We start from the raw sequence: 16174 nt of genomic DNA, 5'->3' as shown, positions 1-16174 counted from the left end.
TTTTTAATAAATCAATTTTATTTAGAAATAATTAACTAATATTGCCATACTTATAGCAGAGAAAATTGTGGGATAAACATAATTTTTTTTAGAAATAAAAAAAACAATTAAGGATAGTACAACAACAACAAATCTTACTAAGTAGCTTGAGTCATCCATTACACCAACTGGAAAAATTATTGTTCTTGCAATTAGAGCTGCTAAAGTTGCATAAGCTAAACAGTTAAACCATTTAAATATCTTAGAAGTTTCTTTAATACCCTCTGAGCTTACTGCCCCAAGAAATCTTGATAAAAAAGTTGCAAGGGATGTCACTAAAATTGCTAAAACGATACTAGTTGACATTTTTTTCTCCCACTAAATAAGCAATAGTCCCACCAACTACTCCGCCTAATAAAATAGACCATTCTGGTGAAAAAAAATAAAAAATAGGTCCCAAAATAATTCCAAGTAAAACTGATAAAGTTACTTGTCTTGTTTTTGACGCTCCTACCATCATGCATAAAAAATATACAGGATTTAAAATAGCTAAACCCATCATCATTTCTTTGTTTAAATATTCTGAAAAATAAAAACCTATTAAAGTCCCAATTACAGCAACACTCCAAGTAGCGCTTCCAATCCCTATCCAATAATCAATTCTATATTTTTCTGGAATAGTCTTATAATTACTCTTCATAATCAACCAAGCTGATACAGCTATGAAATGACATGAAAAATAATATTTCCACTTTGGTTGATCTTCATGCATCATTAATGGAAACAAAGAAACAGCCATTGGATATAAACGAGCATTAACAAACCAAACTGCTAAAAAAATATTTAACAAAGAAGCGCCAACCAATAAAGACTCTGCCATAACTAGAGATCCTGGCAATGCATAAGTCAGCATGGTAGAAAAAATGCTTTCTTGAATATTGAAGCCAAGATTTTTTAAAAGAGCTCCTATAGCAATAAAACAACAACCTAAAGCTATTGCTGGGCTATCGTGAGCTAGTATTGATTTATAGCCTTTAAAAAAGAAATCTTTGTTTATCATTAGCCACCAAGGAATAGTCTACCAACATCAGGGTTTTGTAATAACTCATCCCCTTTGCCAGCAATTGCAGTTTGTCCAGATACCAATACATATCCAATGTCTGCAAATTCTAGTCCTTTTTTGGCATTTTGTTCAACTAATATAATAGTTTTCTTTTCATTTTGCTGAAGATCTCTCAAAATTTCAAAAACCATATCAATATATCTTGGTTCTAAACCAATTGATGGTTCATCAACCAACAATACTGATGGCTTCATAACTAATGCTCTAGAAATTTCTAAAAGTCTTCTTTCTCCACCAGATAAAACTTTAGCAGGCTGATTTCTTCTATTCCTCAATCTCTCATATTTTTCTAAAATTCTTTCAGCTTCTTCAAAAGACTCTTCAGTTTTATCTTTAATATATCCACCCATTAATAAGTTTTCTTCAACTGTCATATCTGGGAATACTGAGTTATCTTGTAAAATATATGCAATTCCAACTGATTTTAATTTTTCAGCTGGCGTAAGATTTGTAATTTCTTTTCCTTCTATTTCAATTTGACCAGAGAAGATATTTGTAAATCCATAGATTGAGTGAAGAATTGTAGATTTACCAGCTCCATTTGGTCCAATCAAACACAATGATTGTGCTTTATTCACAAATAAATCAAAATTATGTAAAATTTCCATTTTACCATACCCAGCATTTAAATTCTTAATTGTCAGATGTATTTCATCTGGAGACAATTTTTTTAAATCTTCTGGCGTTGGAGCTTTTCCTAAAACTTCATATTGATTTGACATTATTGGGCTCCTAGGTATGCATCGATAACTCGCTTATCGTTTTTAATTTCATCTGGTGAACCATTTGCTAACATTTTACCGTGAGCTAAACAAAATATATTCTCAGCTAATTGCATTATCACTCTCATATTGTGTTCAATAACCAAGAGAGTTATGCCAAAATCCTGATTTACTTTTATTAATCTATCTATAATTCCATTGATTAAAGTTGGATTAATTCCTGCTGTTGGTTCGTCTAGCAATAGCATTTCTGGTTCATTCATTAATGCCATAGCAAGCTCTAAAAGTTTTTGTTGTCCGAAAGATAAATCTCCTGCTCTAAGTTTTCTCTTCTGATATAAGCCAACAAAATTTAGTAAATTTTCTGCTTTTTCTGTAAGCTCTTGAGGTATTTTTGAAAACAGTTTTAATAAACTTTCATCACTACCTTTATGACTAATAAGCATATTATCAATACAGTTTAGTTTTCCATAAATTCTTGTTTGTTGAAATGTTCTTAATAATCCCAACTTTGCTATTACGGGAACAGGGAGTTCAGAAACTTCTTTTCCATTAAATTTAATTGAACCCTGGTCAATTGGATAAGTGCCTACAATTGAATTAAACAAAGTTGTTTTTCCTGATCCATTCGGGCCAATCAATCCTACAATTTTACCTTTTTCAACTGACATGGAGATATCAACATTAGCTTTTACTCCTCCAAAAGATTTACTTACATTATTAACTTCTAAAATACTCATTTTATCTCTACCTGAGCCTTTCGATCAGCTTCATCAACTACTTCTCCAAATCTATGAGGATATTTTTCTCTCAACCATCCCATTAATCCCTCAGGGAAATAAATCACAATCACCACAATTAAAACTCCCAAGGCTACATACTGCCAGCCTAGGAAGAACGTCCAAAATCCTTCTTTAAAAATATGGAATATTGTTGCACCGATAACTGGTCCCCAAAGAGTTCCTTTGCCACCTAATATTGCCATCAAAACCATGAACACTCCCATTTCTCTTCCATCAAAAGCAACGTCTGTAGAGTCGATATATCCAACTAGTCCACCCATTATTCCTCCTGCAAGACCACAGAAAAATGCAGAAATCATCCAACCAATAATTTTATATTTCATTGTTGCAATTCCCATAGCTTCAGCCTTGTCTTCATTATCTCTGATTGCATTAAGGATTAATTTAAATCTAGTAGAGTAAATTGCTTTAACTGCAACGAATGTAAGTATCAAAACTAAGAAACTTAAAAAATAGAAGAACTCTCCTCTAGCTTCTAAGCCTCCTACGTTAGGAAAAGGTGGAGTGGTAAAACCTTGCCCTGCTCCAATAATTTCAATTCCTCCAGAAATTTCACCAGCAGCTACTCCTAATCCTAGGGTACAAATAGCAAAGTAGTGACCTCTCAATCCTAAAATTGCATAACCAATTAAACCTGCAACAATAGTTGGAACTACTGCGGCAACAACAAGTCCCATCGCCATACCTTGGAAAAATTGGGTAGGAGTATGTACAAATGTTTTTTCACCACCACTTTCAGTCCATTCTGCTAATGGAAAAAACATTCCAACTTGAACAGAAGCACACAAATACATACCCAGTCCATAGAACAAAATATTTCCAAATGTATTGTAGCCCATCTCTCCGCCTTGAATATTCCAAGTAGTTGCAAGAACAATTAGAATGCAAAGAATTGATAATTGAACTTTGAATGCTGGAAATATAAATGGTGCTGCTAAACCAAATATTAAAATTCCTATATAAAGTATTAAATTATTTTTGTTCATATAGACTATTAATTTTTTCTCTGAAATTTTGATCTACTGTAAAATAATGACCATCTTCATCATGTACACTTGAGCCTGATGAATGATATTCATCTAAGTGTTTTTTAAATTTATCTATGTCAACTTCAACAGATTGACCTTGATTATCATTGATTTTAACTTTCCTCATTTTAAGTACTCTCTTTTTCTTGAAAGTTTAAATCTTCTATAAACTAAAATTAAAACTAGTAATAAAAATACTGATCCAATTCTAAATTCTGTTCCCAAAATATAATCTGCAAATTCCTCAAAAACTCCTAATCCCATACCTGACATTGCAACCCCTGGTAAATTTCCTAAACCAGCAACAATTACAATCATAAAAGATCTAATAGTATAAGGTAAACCCATATAAGGGTGAATAGTGAATGTTATAGAAATCAAAGCTCCAGCTACACCACATAAAGCAGCATTAATTCCAAAAGTTGCTGCATATACTTTTTCAGTATCTACTCCTAAAATTTTTGCAGCACGTGCGTTTTGAGCAGTTGCTCTAATTGCTCGTCCAAGCTTAGATTTTTTCATATAAATCACTAAGCAAACTGCAAATAAAATACTGATAAATGCTGAAAATATTTTTGAATTAGGAAGAACAACATTATTATCGAACAACATTGTTGTACCATAATGCGAATTTGCAAGCACAACATCTGCACCAAATGCAAAGTTCATTAATTGCATGAATAAAATACTTATTCCAAATGTAGCTAAAATTGAGATAAATAAATCTCTATCGACTACTTTATTTATAACCAGTTTATAGATCGCAATACCTACGAAATACATTATAATTGGAGCAACAATTACTCCCCATGCTGGATGAATACCATAAAGATACATAAAGTACGCAATGTATCCTCCTAAAATAACAAGATCTCCTTGAGCAATATTAATTATATTCATAACACCCCATTGAAGTGCCATTCCATAAGCAATTAATGCGAACAATACTCCTAAAAGAATACCATCCAAGCAAGCTTGAACAGTTATCATTGGGTATTGAAATACAAGAAAATCCATAAAATCTTTTTTGGTTTATATAAAAAAAAGCCCCCTATTACCAGGGGGCTCAATTTTTAATTATTATCTTTCAGACCACTTAGGCATTGGGTGAATTAACTTAGCAGATGCCCATTTTAATGGAGCAACAACTTTGTTTTCACACTTACCAGCATCATCACACATTACTTGGAAAAGTACCATTGGCTTATCAACGTTCTGACCGCCAGGTGCAAATTTAATATTTCCATAGAATGTTTGCATGTTAGTAGCTGCAAGAGCATCTCTTACTTTCTTTTGATCAAAAGAATTAGCTCTTTCAAATGCATCTTTGAACACCAATAACGCAGCTGAAGACTCAGCAGATTGGTATGGTGGATCATATCCAAACTCTTTCTCAAAGTCTGCAGCATAGGTCATTCCATCTTTAAAGAAATCATCTTTATAAGTCAGAGATTTATGCCATTGAGAAGCACATAGTGCATACTGAGAATTAGCACCATGTTGTTTTGATAATTTCGCTGCATCACAGTGAGTCATAGCCAACATTGGAACATCAACCTTCATTTCAGCAATTTGTCTTACTGCAGTCAATGCACCTTTAGTATGACCTGATACAACTAAAACATCTGGTTTCATTTGTTTAACTTTAACCAAAGTTGCAGCCATATCATTTAACTCTTTAGGCAGTTTGTCATCGATGATGATTTCAGATCCAGTTCTTTCTGCGGCATCTAAAATACCTAATCTAACATCCTGTGAAAAAGCATCTTGTTCAAATGCTTGAGCAATTCTTACTGGTTTTCCACCATTTAGCTCAACTGCTGTTTCAATTGCTACATCAAGATATAAGTTTGCCGGAGCTAATACTGCAAATAGATATTTGTAACCTTTGGTAAATAAAGATCTAGAAGCACCATTCGCCTCTACCATTGGAACACCATATTTTTCAGTTACAGGTGCAATAGCTTTTGTAAGACCTGAACTGTATGGGCCAAGCATAAACTCAACACCATCTTGTGAAATTAATCTTTCTGCAAGCTGTGCAGCTCTCTTAGGGTTTGATTCATCATCGTAATAGATAATGTCAAACTTATAAGTTTTTCCACCAACTTTTACACCACCCATGCTATTAATTCTGTCAACGGCCATGTTATAACCATTTTGAGTATGAACACCATTTGATGAGTACTTACCAGTTAAGGAAATTGCAGCACCTAAAATAATTTTGTCACCAACTACTTTTGCAAAAGATGCAACAGAAGTTGAAAATAAAATTACTAATGCAGAAACAAAACTTAAAATTATTTTATTTAACTTCATTTTATTTCCCCTTTAATTAATTAATTAATGTCCAATTAAATAAACAATTTTCATATAATGCAAGTAGGAATAAAGACTTAGTATGAGTTTAATACTGTTGTGTAATAACAATAATTCCAGCAATAATGACTAAAACACTCGCTGAAATTGTATTAATAGTTTTCGGATTTGCAGTAATCCATTTAATCAATTTTTGTGCAAGTATTGCGTAACCAATCAGAGATAAAAAATCTAACACAATGTAAGTTGTAATTAAAATTATAAATTGACTTAAAAGATTAGAACTAAAATCAATAAATTGTGGAAATATAAAAGGAAAAAACATCCAAGCTTTAGGACTGGTTCCTGCAACTAAAAATCCATCTCTAAAAAAAGATAAATTACTTTTTGTGACTTCTTCCTTATCTTTTAAATTTTTTGGACGAGACTTATAAATATCATAAGCAAGATATAAAATGTAAAGAACTCCAATCCATTTAAAAATATTGAGGATTAATGAATTTTCTGAAAAAAAAGAACCTATTACAAAAATTACCAAAGTAGCTTGAATTAAATTTGCAGTAACATCTCCAAGCGCTGACCAAACACATTTCCCTACACCATAATTCATTGAGTAAGAAATTATAACTATTCTAGGAGTGCCGGGAGTAATGAATAAAAAAATGATAATCTGTAAATAAAGTATGAATTCTAAAGGAAGCATATTTTTAGAGAAGATAGTCCTTAAAAACCGGGAGCTAAAGATGGCTAAGAAGGACTATCTAAATCATAATATCAGAGGGTAAAAAAAATGCATTAAATTTTTTTTTCAAATATAAAGGATTTATGAAAAAAAAAGGCTACACCCCAGTAACTAAAGTTAAAAATCCTGAACCCAGTATTGATGACCCAGACTGGGTAATTTGGGCGGCATGGGCAGACAGAATTACTTTTGAGGAAATTGAGAAAAAAACGGGGAAGCGAGAATCTGATGTAATTAAAATTATGAGAAGATCTTTAAAACCATCATCATTTAGATTGTGGAGAAAAAGAGTAAATCAAAAAAGTATCAAACATAGAAAAAAATTTGAATATTCTAGAAAAGAAATCACTAGTAAAATCAAAAAAGGTGACTATCTATAAGTCATGAAAAAAATTACCATGTATACTGGCCCCCTATGTAACTATTGTGAGGCTGCAAAAAGATTATTAACAAGAAACAATGCTCCATATAATGAAATTGATATTTCAAAAGTTGAAGGTGCAATGGATGAAATGATTAAAAAAGCAAATGGAAAAAGAACAATTCCACAAATTTTTTTTGATGAGCAGCATATAGGTGGCTATGATGAAGTAAGGGCTCTAGAAAAAGAAAATAAACTTCAAGATTTGTTAAAAAATTAAAATTATTTTTAAGCTTTTGGTTTAAAAACTAAACAGACACCATTATTGCAATATCTTTTTCCAGTTGGCTCTGGACCGTCATCGAATATATGTCCATGGTGACCACCACATTTTTTACAATGATATTCTGTTCTTCCATAACCTAAATGATAATCTGTTTTTGTTTCAAAAACATCTGGTAAAGATTCATAAAAAGATGGCCAACCAGATCCACTTTCATATTTAGTATTTGAGTCAAATAACTTCTCACCACAATTTGCACAATGAAAACTTCCTTCTCTTTTTTCATGATTAAGTTCACTTGATCCAGCAAGTTCTGTGCCTTCCTCAAATAAAATTAATTTCTGTTCAGCGGTTAGGTTGGGGTTAATTTTTTTTGTCATATTCAAATATACTTAGCACAAGTTTGATGCAACAAAGAGTGCAATTCTACTAATTTTTCAAAATCTTTATTGTATCCTCCTCCTAAAACTCCACAAAAAGGTATTCTTTTTGAATAAAAATTTTCTATTACAAGCTCATCTCTAAACTTTACACCTTGATCGGAAATTTTTAATTTTCCTAATCGATCATTGAAATGAATGTCTACTCCTGCGATATAAAATACAAAATCAAAATTTTCTTGATTTAACTCTGTTAAATAGTGCTTTAAAGTTTTGATGTATGTATCATCCTCTGTGTTGTCCTCTAGCTCTACATCTAAATCACTAATAGATTTTTTTGCAGGATAATTAGTTTTTGAATGCATGCTAAATGTAAAAACGTTTCTATTTTCTTTAAAAATATCTGAATTGCCATTTCCTTGATGAACATCAAGATCTACAATTAAAATTCTATTGGCCAGACCCCTGTTAAGTAAATAATGAGCTGCAACTGCTACATCATTAAATACACAGTAACCAGCACCACCATTGTAATTAGCGTGGTGACTCCCTCCAGCCGTATTACAAGAAATTCCATAATTAATTGCAAGTTTTGATGCCAACACAGTACCCCCTGTTGCAACCAAAGATCTCTTAACAACACTATCTACCAAAGGAAAACCTATTTTTTTAACACCATCTTTATCTAAAGTTTTATTTTTGATATCACTTATATATTTTTCAGAGTGAGCAAACTTTAATGTTTCAGATGAGCATGGATAAGGTTTGTGAAATTTTTTGACTACATTTTTTTTAATTAAATAATTTGCAAGTTCACTAAATTTATTTATTGGAAATTTATGATCATCTCCAATTTTTGCAAAATAATCTTCGTGATTTACAACTGGTAACTCCATGGTTACTCTAAAACTCTAATTGGCTTTCCATTAACACAAGCCTCTAATCCCTCGATCATTTGATTGTAAAAAATACTGTAATTTTCTGCTGTTACATATCCTATATGCGGAGTTAACAAAGCGTTAGGTAAAAATCTTAATTTATTATTTTCAGGCAAAGGTTCTTTTTCATAAACATCGATTCCAGCTCCAGCAATTACATTAGTTGATAATGCTATAATTAAATCATCTTCATTAACTATTGGGCCTCTTGAGGTATTAATTAAAAAAGCTGTCTTCTTCATATTGTCTAACTCTTTTAATGTTATGCAATCTTTGTATCTCTCTCCACCTTGCACATGAATGGATAAAACATCTGAGTTCTTAATTAAATCATCTTTGCTACATGGCAAGACATCGAGCTCTTTGCATTTATCTAAACTTAAATTTTCACTCCAAGCCATAACTTGCATTCCAAAAGCTTTTCCAATTTTTGCAACTTCACTCCCTACTCTTCCCAATCCTATTAATCCTAATATTTTTCCTTTTAGCTCAACACCAATAGTAGTTTGCCAGTATCCTTGATACATATTATCAAACTCTTCTTTAAAATTTCTAGCTAAGCCAAGAATTAATGCCCAAGTTAATTCTGGTGTTGGATTGATATTAATATCTGTTCCACAAACTATAATTTTTCTTTTTTTAGCAGCCTCAAGATCTATAGATCTATTTCTTAATCCACTTGTGATAACAAATTTTAAATCACTTAAATTATCAATAAGATTTTTTGTAATTGGAGTTCTTTCCCTCATTATCAAAAGAGCCTCAAAATCAGCTAATTGTTCAATAGCATCTGCCTCATCTACAAAAGGTTCACTGAAAATTTTAAATTCATATTTTCCAGATAATTTTTCTAAATCAACAAATTGTTGAGCAACATTTTGGTAATCATCTAATATAGCAACTTTAAGCATTTTTAATTTTTTTGTTTGATAAAAATAGACCTAATATAATTAAAATAGACCCAATTAAATGAAAAAATAAAAATTTTTCATTAAAAAGTATAATTGCAAAAATTGTGCTGAATAATGGAATTAATGATAAAAAAATTCCTGCCCGATTAGCTCCAATTATCGCAACAGCACCTGCCCAACAATAGTAAGAGCCAATACTTGGAAACAAAGCAATATAAAATAAAATATAAAAAAAGTTACTATTTATCTCTACAACTTTATCTTGAATTATATCGATAAAAAATAGAGGCAAAAGAAATATTAGGCCAAACGTGCATATGATTTGTACAAGGGCAAGTAGAGAAACATCAAAATTTCTTTTTCTTAAATATGCTGAATAAACTCCCCATGCAATTATCGCACCTATCATAAATAAATCTCCTTTATTAAAATTTAAAGAAAGCAAAATATTAAGATCCAATCGTGTGATAATAGCTAAAATACCTAATACAGAAATAAACAGGCCTGATAATTGAAAAATATTTGTTTTTTCAATTTTTAACAAAAAACAAACTAAAATTATTGTGACTGGTATTGCAGTATTAAAAAGAGATGCATTGATTACTTGGGTATGATTTAAAGCATTATAAGTAAATGAAGTGAATATACAAACACTGGTAAAGCCAAGGATAAAAAATAAAGATAAATTTTCTTTAATTTTATACTTTAATTTAAATATCTCCTGATAGGTAAAGGGAAATAAAATTATCCACACAAGACACCATCTTAAAAATGAAAGAGTATTTGGTGGTATGTTTTGCAAGTATGCAAACTTCGCAATTGTAAAATTGCCTGCCCAAAATAATGTTGCACAAACCAACATTAAATATGCTTTGGCGTTCTGACCCACTTAGCTAAATCTTAACGAACTATAAGGTTTTAAATCTAAGTTTGTATTTTCGTTCGCAATCATTCCTGAAACAATCTTTCCAGAAATTGGGCCTAAAGTCCATCCTAAATGATGATGTCCAAAACAATAATAAACATTTTTATAATTTTTTGATGGCCCCATGACAGGTAAAAAGTCTGGTAAAGTTGGTCTAAATCCTAACCACTCATCCTCATGCTCGGGCAAATCACCAAGCATATATTTTGCATTATTAATTAAATTTTTTACTCTAGATTTTGACAAAGGATTTTCTAATCCACCAAATTCAACTGTACCAACTACCCTTAATCCTTGTTCCATTGGTGTAATTCCAAAACCACGGTTTGAAAATATTACTGGTCGGCTTAATAAATGATCACAGTTTTTAAAATGGACATGGTATCCTCTTTCAGTATCTAGAGGAATTTGCTCATCTAAATTATCAGTCAATTTTTTAGAAAAAGCGCCGCAAGCAATTACTGCTTTATCAAAAACATAACTTTGTGTTTCAGTTTTAAAAATTGGTTTTTCCTCATCAAATTTTATATCTTTAATATTTACTTTGTTAAATTTTCCACCTTTTTGTAAAAATAGATCAAATAATTTTAAGAGAATTCTTTTTGGATTTCGAGCATGTCTTGCATAAGGATAGTAAACTCCAGCATGATAGAAAGGTTTAATATGGGGTTCTAAATCATGAATTTCAGCTTTGTTAACTAGTTGCTGCTTTACTCCCAGTTCATCTCTAACTCTAATTTCTAATTCTCTACTTTTTAAATCTTGATAATTCCAGATATAAAGTATTCCTTTGTTTTCCACTAATCCTTCAAGATCTATTTCATCAAATAATTCATCATAAGCTGGTAAAGCTAAATCTAAAATTTGATGCATATTTTTTGCAGTATGCATCATCTTTGTTTTTGTAGTGTTCATGATAAATTTCATGAACCATGGAATCATTTTTGGAACATAATTCCACTTTAAAGCTAGAGGGCCTGTTGAACTTAATAACATAGCCGGAACATCTGCTAAGACATCAGTTCTATTTAAAGAAAGTGAAGCATACGGCGAGAAATGTCCTGCATTTCCATACGAGGCTGCTTGGCTTCCAGGATTATCTCTATCAAATATTGTTACATTAAATCCCTTTTTTTGAAGGAACAATGCATTTGAAACACCTTGGATACCTGCACCAACTATTCCAACCTTAATTTTATTATTCATAAGGACGTTATACAATTAAAAAATTAAAGTTTCATAGTGACAAATTATGCTTAATTAAATTAAATATTTTAAGCAATCATCTGTTTGTGATTTATCTTGGCACTTAGAACAATTCCGAACCCTATCATAGTTGCTAACATAGAGGAACCTCCATAGGACATTATCGGTAATGGAGAACCAACAATTGGCAATAAACCTAAGACCATTGAAAGATTTACAACAATGTAAATGAATATTGCAAAAGCAAATCCAAAACAGAATAACCTTGAAAAATTGCTTCTTGAGATAGCACCTATTCTCAAAATTCTGATAATAATAATTGAATACAAAATTAATAATCCTACTGATCCTATAAATCCAAACTCTTCAGAAAATAAAGTGAATATAAAATCAGTATGTTTTTCAGGTAAAAAATCCAAATAACTTTGTGTGCCTTTTAAAAAACCTTTACCCTCTAAGCCACCAGAACCTATAGCTATTTTTGACTGAATTATTTGATAACCAGCGCCCAATGGATCTCTATCAGGGTCTAAAAAAGTCAATATTCTCAATTTTTGATAAGGCTTTAAGAAAGAAATTACAAAAGGTAGTGATATTAAAAAAACTATAAAAGAATAAATAAAATATTTTATCTTAACGCCTCCCAGCCATAAAACAATTAGTCCACTTGATGCAATGAGAATTGAAGTTCCTAAATCTGGTTGTGAGAGCACCATAATAATTGGTATTAAAATTATAGTTATAACTGTCATGATACTTGTAACTGAGTTTACATTTTCAATTTTAACCCTGTGATAATATTTTGCTAAGCAAAGTATAATTGCTATTTTCATTAACTCGGATGGCTGTAAATTAAATAAATATAAATCCATCCATCTTCTAGAGCCTGATGATTTTATTCCAAAAAAAGAAACATAAATTAGTAAAAGAATTACAGCTATATAAAACAAGTATGATAAGTTGTGCCACCATCTAATATTAAAAAACGCAATTAAAATCATTAAAGGGAAAAAAACTACTATTTTACTAAAATGACTTTTTGTATGAAATAGAATTTCTCCTCCATCTGTTGAGTACATCACAAATAAACTTAATATTGAAAGTAAAAATATACTTATCAGTAAAATATAATCTAACTCTTTAACCTTTTGCCAAAAAGTAAGTTCATTATTTAATCTATCGTGTTGAAACATCAAATTTCTATTTCCTCAAAATTTTTTTGTTTATTTCTTAGATCGTTTCTATCAATTATTAATTTGAACAATTCTTTTGCGATTGGTGCTGCAGTTTTACTTCCTGAGCCACCATGCTCAACTATAATACTTAATGCGTATCTTGGATTAATATACGGACCATAAGCAACAAATAATGCATGATCTCGATCTTTATAGGGGATTTGCTCAATTTTAAGATCAAGTTCTCTTTCTCGCATGCTAATTCTCTTAACCTGTGCAGTACCAGTTTTGCCAGCAAATTGATATTTTGGATCGTCAATTCTAGATTTGTATGATGTGCCGTATAATTCATTAGTTGAACTAAACATGGCCTCTTGAACAATTTTTATATTTTTGGGATTCTCAATTAATTTTTTTTCTTGAGAAAATAAAGACTCTTCTTCAAATTTATTTCTAGCTTCTTCGAAAGAAACAGCGTTATTATCAACTATTATTCTTGGTTTTATAGAGTAGCCTCCATTAGCAATCTGAGCTGTCATAAGACATAATTGAAGTGGAGTTGTTTGCGTATAACCTTGACCTATTCCAGTTATTAATGTTTCTCCAAGCACCCATCCTTTCCCGAGATTATTTTTTTTCCATTTAGTGTTTGGAAATAAACCTGATTTTTCAAAATCAAAATAATCTCCTAACACTTTTTTACCAAGTCCAAATTTTTCAGCTGTTACATTTAATCGATCTACTCCCAGTAATCTTGCAACTTCATAAAAATAGGTATCACATGATTGTTTCATTGCATTTTTTAAACTTACAAATCCATGACCTTTTTCTTTCCAACAGTGAAAAGTCTGTCCATAGAGCTCCATCTTACCAGTGCATTTAACTTTAAAACTTGGACTAACAATTTTGTTTTCTAAGGCAGATAAAGCTACAATTGGTTTTATTGTAGATCCTGGAGAATAAAGTCCTGCAAGTGTCTTATTTACTAGTGGTTTTAATGGATTATTTCTAATTAATGCCCAATCATCATTACTTATTCCAAATAAAAATTTGTTTGGGTCATAAGAAGGAGAAGAGTACATTGCGATGATATCACCAGTATAAATATCCATTACACTTATTGATCCAGCTCGGTCATTTAAAAGTTTTCCACAAGCTTTTTGAACCTCAGTATCAACAGTTAATCTTACTCTTAAACCTTGTTTGCCTTTTTGATGTTCAAGTTGATTAATTCTTTTCCCATAAGCGTTTACTTCATATCTTTGGATAGCATTTGTACCAATCAAGTAGTTTTCTAAAGTTTTTTCTAGACCTAATTTTCCAATTTTCATACCTGGAACAAATCTTTCTTGAACAGTTTCATTAGCTAAAATTTCTTCCTCATTAGGTTGACTGACATATCCTAGAATATGAGTATAAGTTTCGCTAAAAGGGTAATTTCTTGAAATGGTCATAACTGGTTTAACACCAACTAAGTCATATAAATAATTATTTATTTTTAAAAAATCACTCCAAGATAAATTTTCAGAAACAATAATACTCTCCCAAGGTTTTAATTTATTTTTTGATTTTACAATTTTTTCTATTTTTTTATCACTCAGGTTAAGTAGAGTTTTTAATCGACTTAACAAATAATTGAAGTTCTCAACTTGTTCAGGAATTATATGAAGTTGATATACTTTTAAATTTCCGGCTATGACATTGCCAAAATAATCCACTATATCGCCTCTTATTGGTGGCAACTTCCACTCTCTAATTCTATTTTTATCTGAAAGAGTAAGATATTTTTTATTTTCATTAACTTGCAGAGAAAAAAGTCTGGCTATAATTCCTGTAAAAATAATTACTTTTGCAGCACCAATAATAAACATCCGTCTATTAATTACGTCTGTTTTTCTAATACCTGAATTACCACTAATCATTCTGTTTATTTGAAATATTGTTATTTAAAATGTTAAATAAAATAAAAAATAATGGGTAAAATAGAAAAGTAAAACCAGAGTTTATTAAGTAGTCCATATAATCTACCTGATATAAAAATACTAAGTCTAAAATTATTACTTGAATTGAATTGATAAGCAAAACAGCAATAATAAAAGAAAGCCAATCATTTATGAATTTTGGACTTAGTGTAATTTGTCTAATATACGAGGTAATGGCACAGATTAGTAAATAACAAAAACTGCTTATTCCAATTGGAATACCAATTACTACGTCGTTAATAATTCCTGCTAAGAAAATTGAGAAATATCCTAAGTAATCTGGATTTCTTAAGGTCCAAAAAAAAATTAAAATAAAAATGAAGTTGAATGAAAAATAATCTAACTTTAAATAATTAAAGTCAAATTCATTAAACACTGAAAAAAACAAAAGAATAATTGGCAAATATGAGAGGAATGATCTAAAAAATGTGCTTTTATTCAATGAAGCCATTATTGACCCTCCCTTATTTTAAATTGTACAATCTTTACAAAACTTAATTGTCCAAAATCAGAAAAAAAACTTAGTTGATCTGAACTATTCGTTATTTTACCGACTGGAATACCTGGTTTAAAAATACCGGCAAGACCAGAGGTATATACAACAGCCTCTTTTTCAATCTGATTTTCTTTGTACTCATCTTTGGTATATTCGATTATCCCATGATCCTTACCAGTTCCAGAGGCTACAGCTTGTAGAAATGGGGGCTGAATTACTACTGGTATTTTGCTATTTAAATCTGACAGAAGTAGAGCTCTTGAATTTGAATAATTTACCTCAATAATCTGACCGACTAAATAATTTCGATCCATTACTGCCATTCCCATTTTTACATTGTCTTTAGTTCCTCTATTCAAGACTATTGATTTTAAATATGGACTTTCTCTATCAATTAAAACTCTTGCAAATATATCTTCTGAATTTATGCTTTCATCAATCAACTCTCTAAGTCTTTTATTTTCAGCAGTTAAAATAGTATTTAATACTTTAATCTCATCTGTATTCTCTATTTTAATTAATTGGTTTTGATGATTTTTATAAAAATTTAGGTGTGATTTAATTTTAGATATTACCTCTTCAATTTTATTTTCTGGGACAGATACAACGTAAGAAGATCTATATATTACCTCGTTAATTCCTAATTTAACAAGTTGAATTAGTTTAAAATTAAAATTACTTAAAATTATTACAACAACAGATAAAATAATTAAGCTTATAAGCGAAAACTTTTGTTGATCTTTTTTTTTTAAAAAAACTGATCTTAAGGCAATTACAAAGTCATCTCTGCCTTTTACCATC

At 30.5% G+C, this 16174-nt stretch carries 20 protein-coding genes; 2 read left to right on the top strand and 18 right to left on the bottom strand.

All coding sequences use genetic code 11. From position 1 onward, the window contains the following. Nucleotides 1-21: 21 nt before the first annotated feature. The 9 genes from ACTTBK_RS00465 to ACTTBK_RS00425 all read right to left on the bottom strand — a co-directional run bounded on the left by ACTTBK_RS00465 (nt 22) and on the right by ACTTBK_RS00425 (nt 6677). Nucleotides 22-345, bottom strand: a complete 324-nt coding sequence (locus ACTTBK_RS00465) for an AzlD domain-containing protein (RefSeq protein ID WP_262590333.1) — start codon at nt 343-345, stop codon at nt 22-24. Continuing rightward, a complete protein-coding gene (locus ACTTBK_RS00460) occupies nt 335-1039 on the bottom strand; it encodes an AzlC family ABC transporter permease (protein ID WP_262590332.1) in 705 nt (234 codons plus the stop codon). The genes ACTTBK_RS00465 and ACTTBK_RS00460 overlap by 11 nt, the downstream gene beginning before the upstream one ends. Continuing rightward, complete coding sequence (locus ACTTBK_RS00455; RefSeq protein WP_440614039.1) at nt 1039-1824, bottom strand: ABC transporter ATP-binding protein; 786 nt, start codon at nt 1822-1824, stop codon at nt 1039-1041. Before ACTTBK_RS00455 ends, ACTTBK_RS00460 begins: the two co-directional genes overlap by 1 nt. After that, nucleotides 1824-2564 carry an ABC transporter ATP-binding protein gene (locus tag ACTTBK_RS00450; protein WP_075506243.1) on the bottom strand — a complete coding sequence of 247 codons (741 nt, stop codon included), beginning with the start codon at nt 2562-2564 and terminating at the stop codon, nt 1824-1826. The genes ACTTBK_RS00455 and ACTTBK_RS00450 overlap by 1 nt, the downstream gene beginning before the upstream one ends. Next, the gene (locus ACTTBK_RS00445; protein ID WP_440618105.1) at nt 2561-3613 is read right to left on the bottom strand and encodes a branched-chain amino acid ABC transporter permease; all 1053 of its coding nucleotides are present in this window, start codon (nt 3611-3613) and stop codon (nt 2561-2563) included. The genes ACTTBK_RS00450 and ACTTBK_RS00445 overlap by 4 nt, the downstream gene beginning before the upstream one ends. After that, a complete protein-coding gene (locus ACTTBK_RS00440; RefSeq protein ID WP_262590330.1) occupies nt 3600-3782 on the bottom strand; it encodes a hypothetical protein in 183 nt (60 codons plus the stop codon). The genes ACTTBK_RS00445 and ACTTBK_RS00440 overlap by 14 nt, the downstream gene beginning before the upstream one ends. Further along, nucleotides 3779-4672 (bottom strand): branched-chain amino acid ABC transporter permease, encoded by an 894-nt coding sequence (locus tag ACTTBK_RS00435; RefSeq protein ID WP_075506246.1) that lies wholly within the window; start codon nt 4670-4672, stop codon nt 3779-3781. Before ACTTBK_RS00435 ends, ACTTBK_RS00440 begins: the two co-directional genes overlap by 4 nt. Nucleotides 4673-4735: 63 nt before the next feature. Further along, the gene (locus tag ACTTBK_RS00430; protein WP_075506247.1) at nt 4736-5974 is read right to left on the bottom strand and encodes an amino acid ABC transporter substrate-binding protein; all 1239 of its coding nucleotides are present in this window, start codon (nt 5972-5974) and stop codon (nt 4736-4738) included. A gap of 88 nt (nt 5975-6062) precedes the next feature. Further along, entirely contained in the window at nt 6063-6677 is a 615-nt protein-coding gene (locus ACTTBK_RS00425) for a LysE family translocator (protein WP_075506248.1), read from the bottom strand. 122 nt (nt 6678-6799) lie between these two features. Here ACTTBK_RS00425 and ACTTBK_RS00420 point away from each other — a divergent pair, with 122 nt between their 5' ends. Further along, nucleotides 6800-7096 carry a TIGR03643 family protein gene (locus ACTTBK_RS00420; RefSeq protein WP_075506249.1) on the top strand — a complete coding sequence of 99 codons (297 nt, stop codon included), beginning with the start codon at nt 6800-6802 and terminating at the stop codon, nt 7094-7096. 3 nt (nt 7097-7099) lie between these two features. Continuing rightward, a complete protein-coding gene (gene grxC / locus ACTTBK_RS00415; RefSeq protein WP_075506250.1) occupies nt 7100-7357 on the top strand; it encodes a glutaredoxin 3 in 258 nt (85 codons plus the stop codon). An 8-nt stretch (nt 7358-7365) separates the two neighbouring features. On the opposite strand, the gene msrB is transcribed toward grxC, so the two are convergent. The 9 genes from msrB to mreC form a co-directional block, all read right to left on the bottom strand. Continuing rightward, a complete protein-coding gene (msrB, locus tag ACTTBK_RS00410) occupies nt 7366-7740 on the bottom strand; it encodes a peptide-methionine (R)-S-oxide reductase MsrB (RefSeq protein ID WP_075506251.1) in 375 nt (124 codons plus the stop codon). A gap of 2 nt (nt 7741-7742) precedes the next feature. Then, the gene (locus tag ACTTBK_RS00405) at nt 7743-8636 is read right to left on the bottom strand and encodes a histone deacetylase family protein (protein WP_440618104.1); all 894 of its coding nucleotides are present in this window, start codon (nt 8634-8636) and stop codon (nt 7743-7745) included. 2 nt (nt 8637-8638) lie between these two features. Continuing rightward, entirely contained in the window at nt 8639-9589 is a 951-nt protein-coding gene (locus tag ACTTBK_RS00400) for a D-2-hydroxyacid dehydrogenase family protein (RefSeq protein ID WP_440618103.1), read from the bottom strand. Then, nucleotides 9582-10478 carry a DMT family transporter gene (locus tag ACTTBK_RS00395; RefSeq protein ID WP_440618102.1) on the bottom strand — a complete coding sequence of 299 codons (897 nt, stop codon included), beginning with the start codon at nt 10476-10478 and terminating at the stop codon, nt 9582-9584. The genes ACTTBK_RS00400 and ACTTBK_RS00395 overlap by 8 nt, the downstream gene beginning before the upstream one ends. Then, nucleotides 10479-11720, bottom strand: coding sequence for an NAD(P)/FAD-dependent oxidoreductase (locus ACTTBK_RS00390; protein WP_440618101.1), 1242 nt, complete (start codon nt 11718-11720; stop codon nt 10479-10481). A 68-nt stretch (nt 11721-11788) separates the two neighbouring features. Then, on the bottom strand, nt 11789-12913 hold the full coding sequence (gene rodA / locus ACTTBK_RS00385; RefSeq protein ID WP_440618100.1) for a rod shape-determining protein RodA: 1125 nt from the start codon (nt 12911-12913) through the stop codon (nt 11789-11791). Continuing rightward, entirely contained in the window at nt 12913-14817 is a 1905-nt protein-coding gene (mrdA, locus tag ACTTBK_RS00380; protein WP_440618099.1) for a penicillin-binding protein 2, read from the bottom strand. The genes rodA and mrdA overlap by 1 nt, the downstream gene beginning before the upstream one ends. After that, nucleotides 14810-15328 (bottom strand): rod shape-determining protein MreD, encoded by a 519-nt coding sequence (mreD, locus tag ACTTBK_RS00375; RefSeq protein ID WP_440618098.1) that lies wholly within the window; start codon nt 15326-15328, stop codon nt 14810-14812. The genes mrdA and mreD overlap by 8 nt, the downstream gene beginning before the upstream one ends. After that, a complete protein-coding gene (mreC, locus tag ACTTBK_RS00370; protein ID WP_440618097.1) occupies nt 15328-16173 on the bottom strand; it encodes a rod shape-determining protein MreC in 846 nt (281 codons plus the stop codon). The genes mreD and mreC overlap by 1 nt, the downstream gene beginning before the upstream one ends. Nucleotide 16174 lies beyond the last annotated feature (1 nt).

This window comes from Candidatus Pelagibacter sp. HIMB1493, assembly GCF_052047995.1.
In the GTDB taxonomy this organism is placed as follows: domain Bacteria; phylum Pseudomonadota; class Alphaproteobacteria; order Pelagibacterales; family Pelagibacteraceae; genus Pelagibacter.
This window is presented reverse-complemented; position numbering and strand designations above follow the sequence as displayed.

Excerpts from the sequence above, each read along its gene's own strand:
- ACTTBK_RS00465 (WP_262590333.1), bottom strand. The coding sequence starts at position 345 with ATGTCAACTAGTATCGTTTTAGCAATTTTAGTGACATCCCTTGCAACT.
- ACTTBK_RS00460 (WP_262590332.1), bottom strand. The coding sequence starts at position 1,039 with ATGATAAACAAAGATTTCTTTTTTAAAGGCTATAAATCAATACTAGCT.
- ACTTBK_RS00455 (WP_440614039.1), bottom strand. The coding sequence starts at position 1,824 with ATGTCAAATCAATATGAAGTTTTAGGAAAAGCTCCAACGCCAGAAGAT.
- ACTTBK_RS00450 (WP_075506243.1), bottom strand. The coding sequence starts at position 2,564 with ATGAGTATTTTAGAAGTTAATAATGTAAGTAAATCTTTTGGAGGAGTA.
- ACTTBK_RS00445 (WP_440618105.1), bottom strand. The coding sequence starts at position 3,613 with ATGAACAAAAATAATTTAATACTTTATATAGGAATTTTAATATTTGGT.
- ACTTBK_RS00440 (WP_262590330.1), bottom strand. The coding sequence starts at position 3,782 with ATGAGGAAAGTTAAAATCAATGATAATCAAGGTCAATCTGTTGAAGTT.
- ACTTBK_RS00435 (WP_075506246.1), bottom strand. The coding sequence starts at position 4,672 with ATGGATTTTCTTGTATTTCAATACCCAATGATAACTGTTCAAGCTTGC.
- ACTTBK_RS00430 (WP_075506247.1), bottom strand. The coding sequence starts at position 5,974 with ATGAAGTTAAATAAAATAATTTTAAGTTTTGTTTCTGCATTAGTAATT.
- ACTTBK_RS00425 (WP_075506248.1), bottom strand. The coding sequence starts at position 6,677 with ATGCTTCCTTTAGAATTCATACTTTATTTACAGATTATCATTTTTTTA.
- ACTTBK_RS00420 (WP_075506249.1), top strand. The coding sequence starts at position 6,800 with ATGAAAAAAAAAGGCTACACCCCAGTAACTAAAGTTAAAAATCCTGAA.
- grxC (WP_075506250.1), top strand. The coding sequence starts at position 7,100 with ATGAAAAAAATTACCATGTATACTGGCCCCCTATGTAACTATTGTGAG.
- msrB (WP_075506251.1), bottom strand. The coding sequence starts at position 7,740 with ATGACAAAAAAAATTAACCCCAACCTAACCGCTGAACAGAAATTAATT.
- ACTTBK_RS00405 (WP_440618104.1), bottom strand. The coding sequence starts at position 8,636 with ATGGAGTTACCAGTTGTAAATCACGAAGATTATTTTGCAAAAATTGGA.
- ACTTBK_RS00400 (WP_440618103.1), bottom strand. The coding sequence starts at position 9,589 with ATGCTTAAAGTTGCTATATTAGATGATTACCAAAATGTTGCTCAACAA.
- ACTTBK_RS00390 (WP_440618101.1), bottom strand. The coding sequence starts at position 11,720 with ATGAATAATAAAATTAAGGTTGGAATAGTTGGTGCAGGTATCCAAGGT.
- rodA (WP_440618100.1), bottom strand. The coding sequence starts at position 12,913 with ATGTTTCAACACGATAGATTAAATAATGAACTTACTTTTTGGCAAAAG.
- mrdA (WP_440618099.1), bottom strand. The coding sequence starts at position 14,817 with ATGATTAGTGGTAATTCAGGTATTAGAAAAACAGACGTAATTAATAGA.
- mreD (WP_440618098.1), bottom strand. The coding sequence starts at position 15,328 with ATGGCTTCATTGAATAAAAGCACATTTTTTAGATCATTCCTCTCATAT.
- mreC (WP_440618097.1), bottom strand. The coding sequence starts at position 16,173 with ATGGTAAAAGGCAGAGATGACTTTGTAATTGCCTTAAGATCAGTTTTT.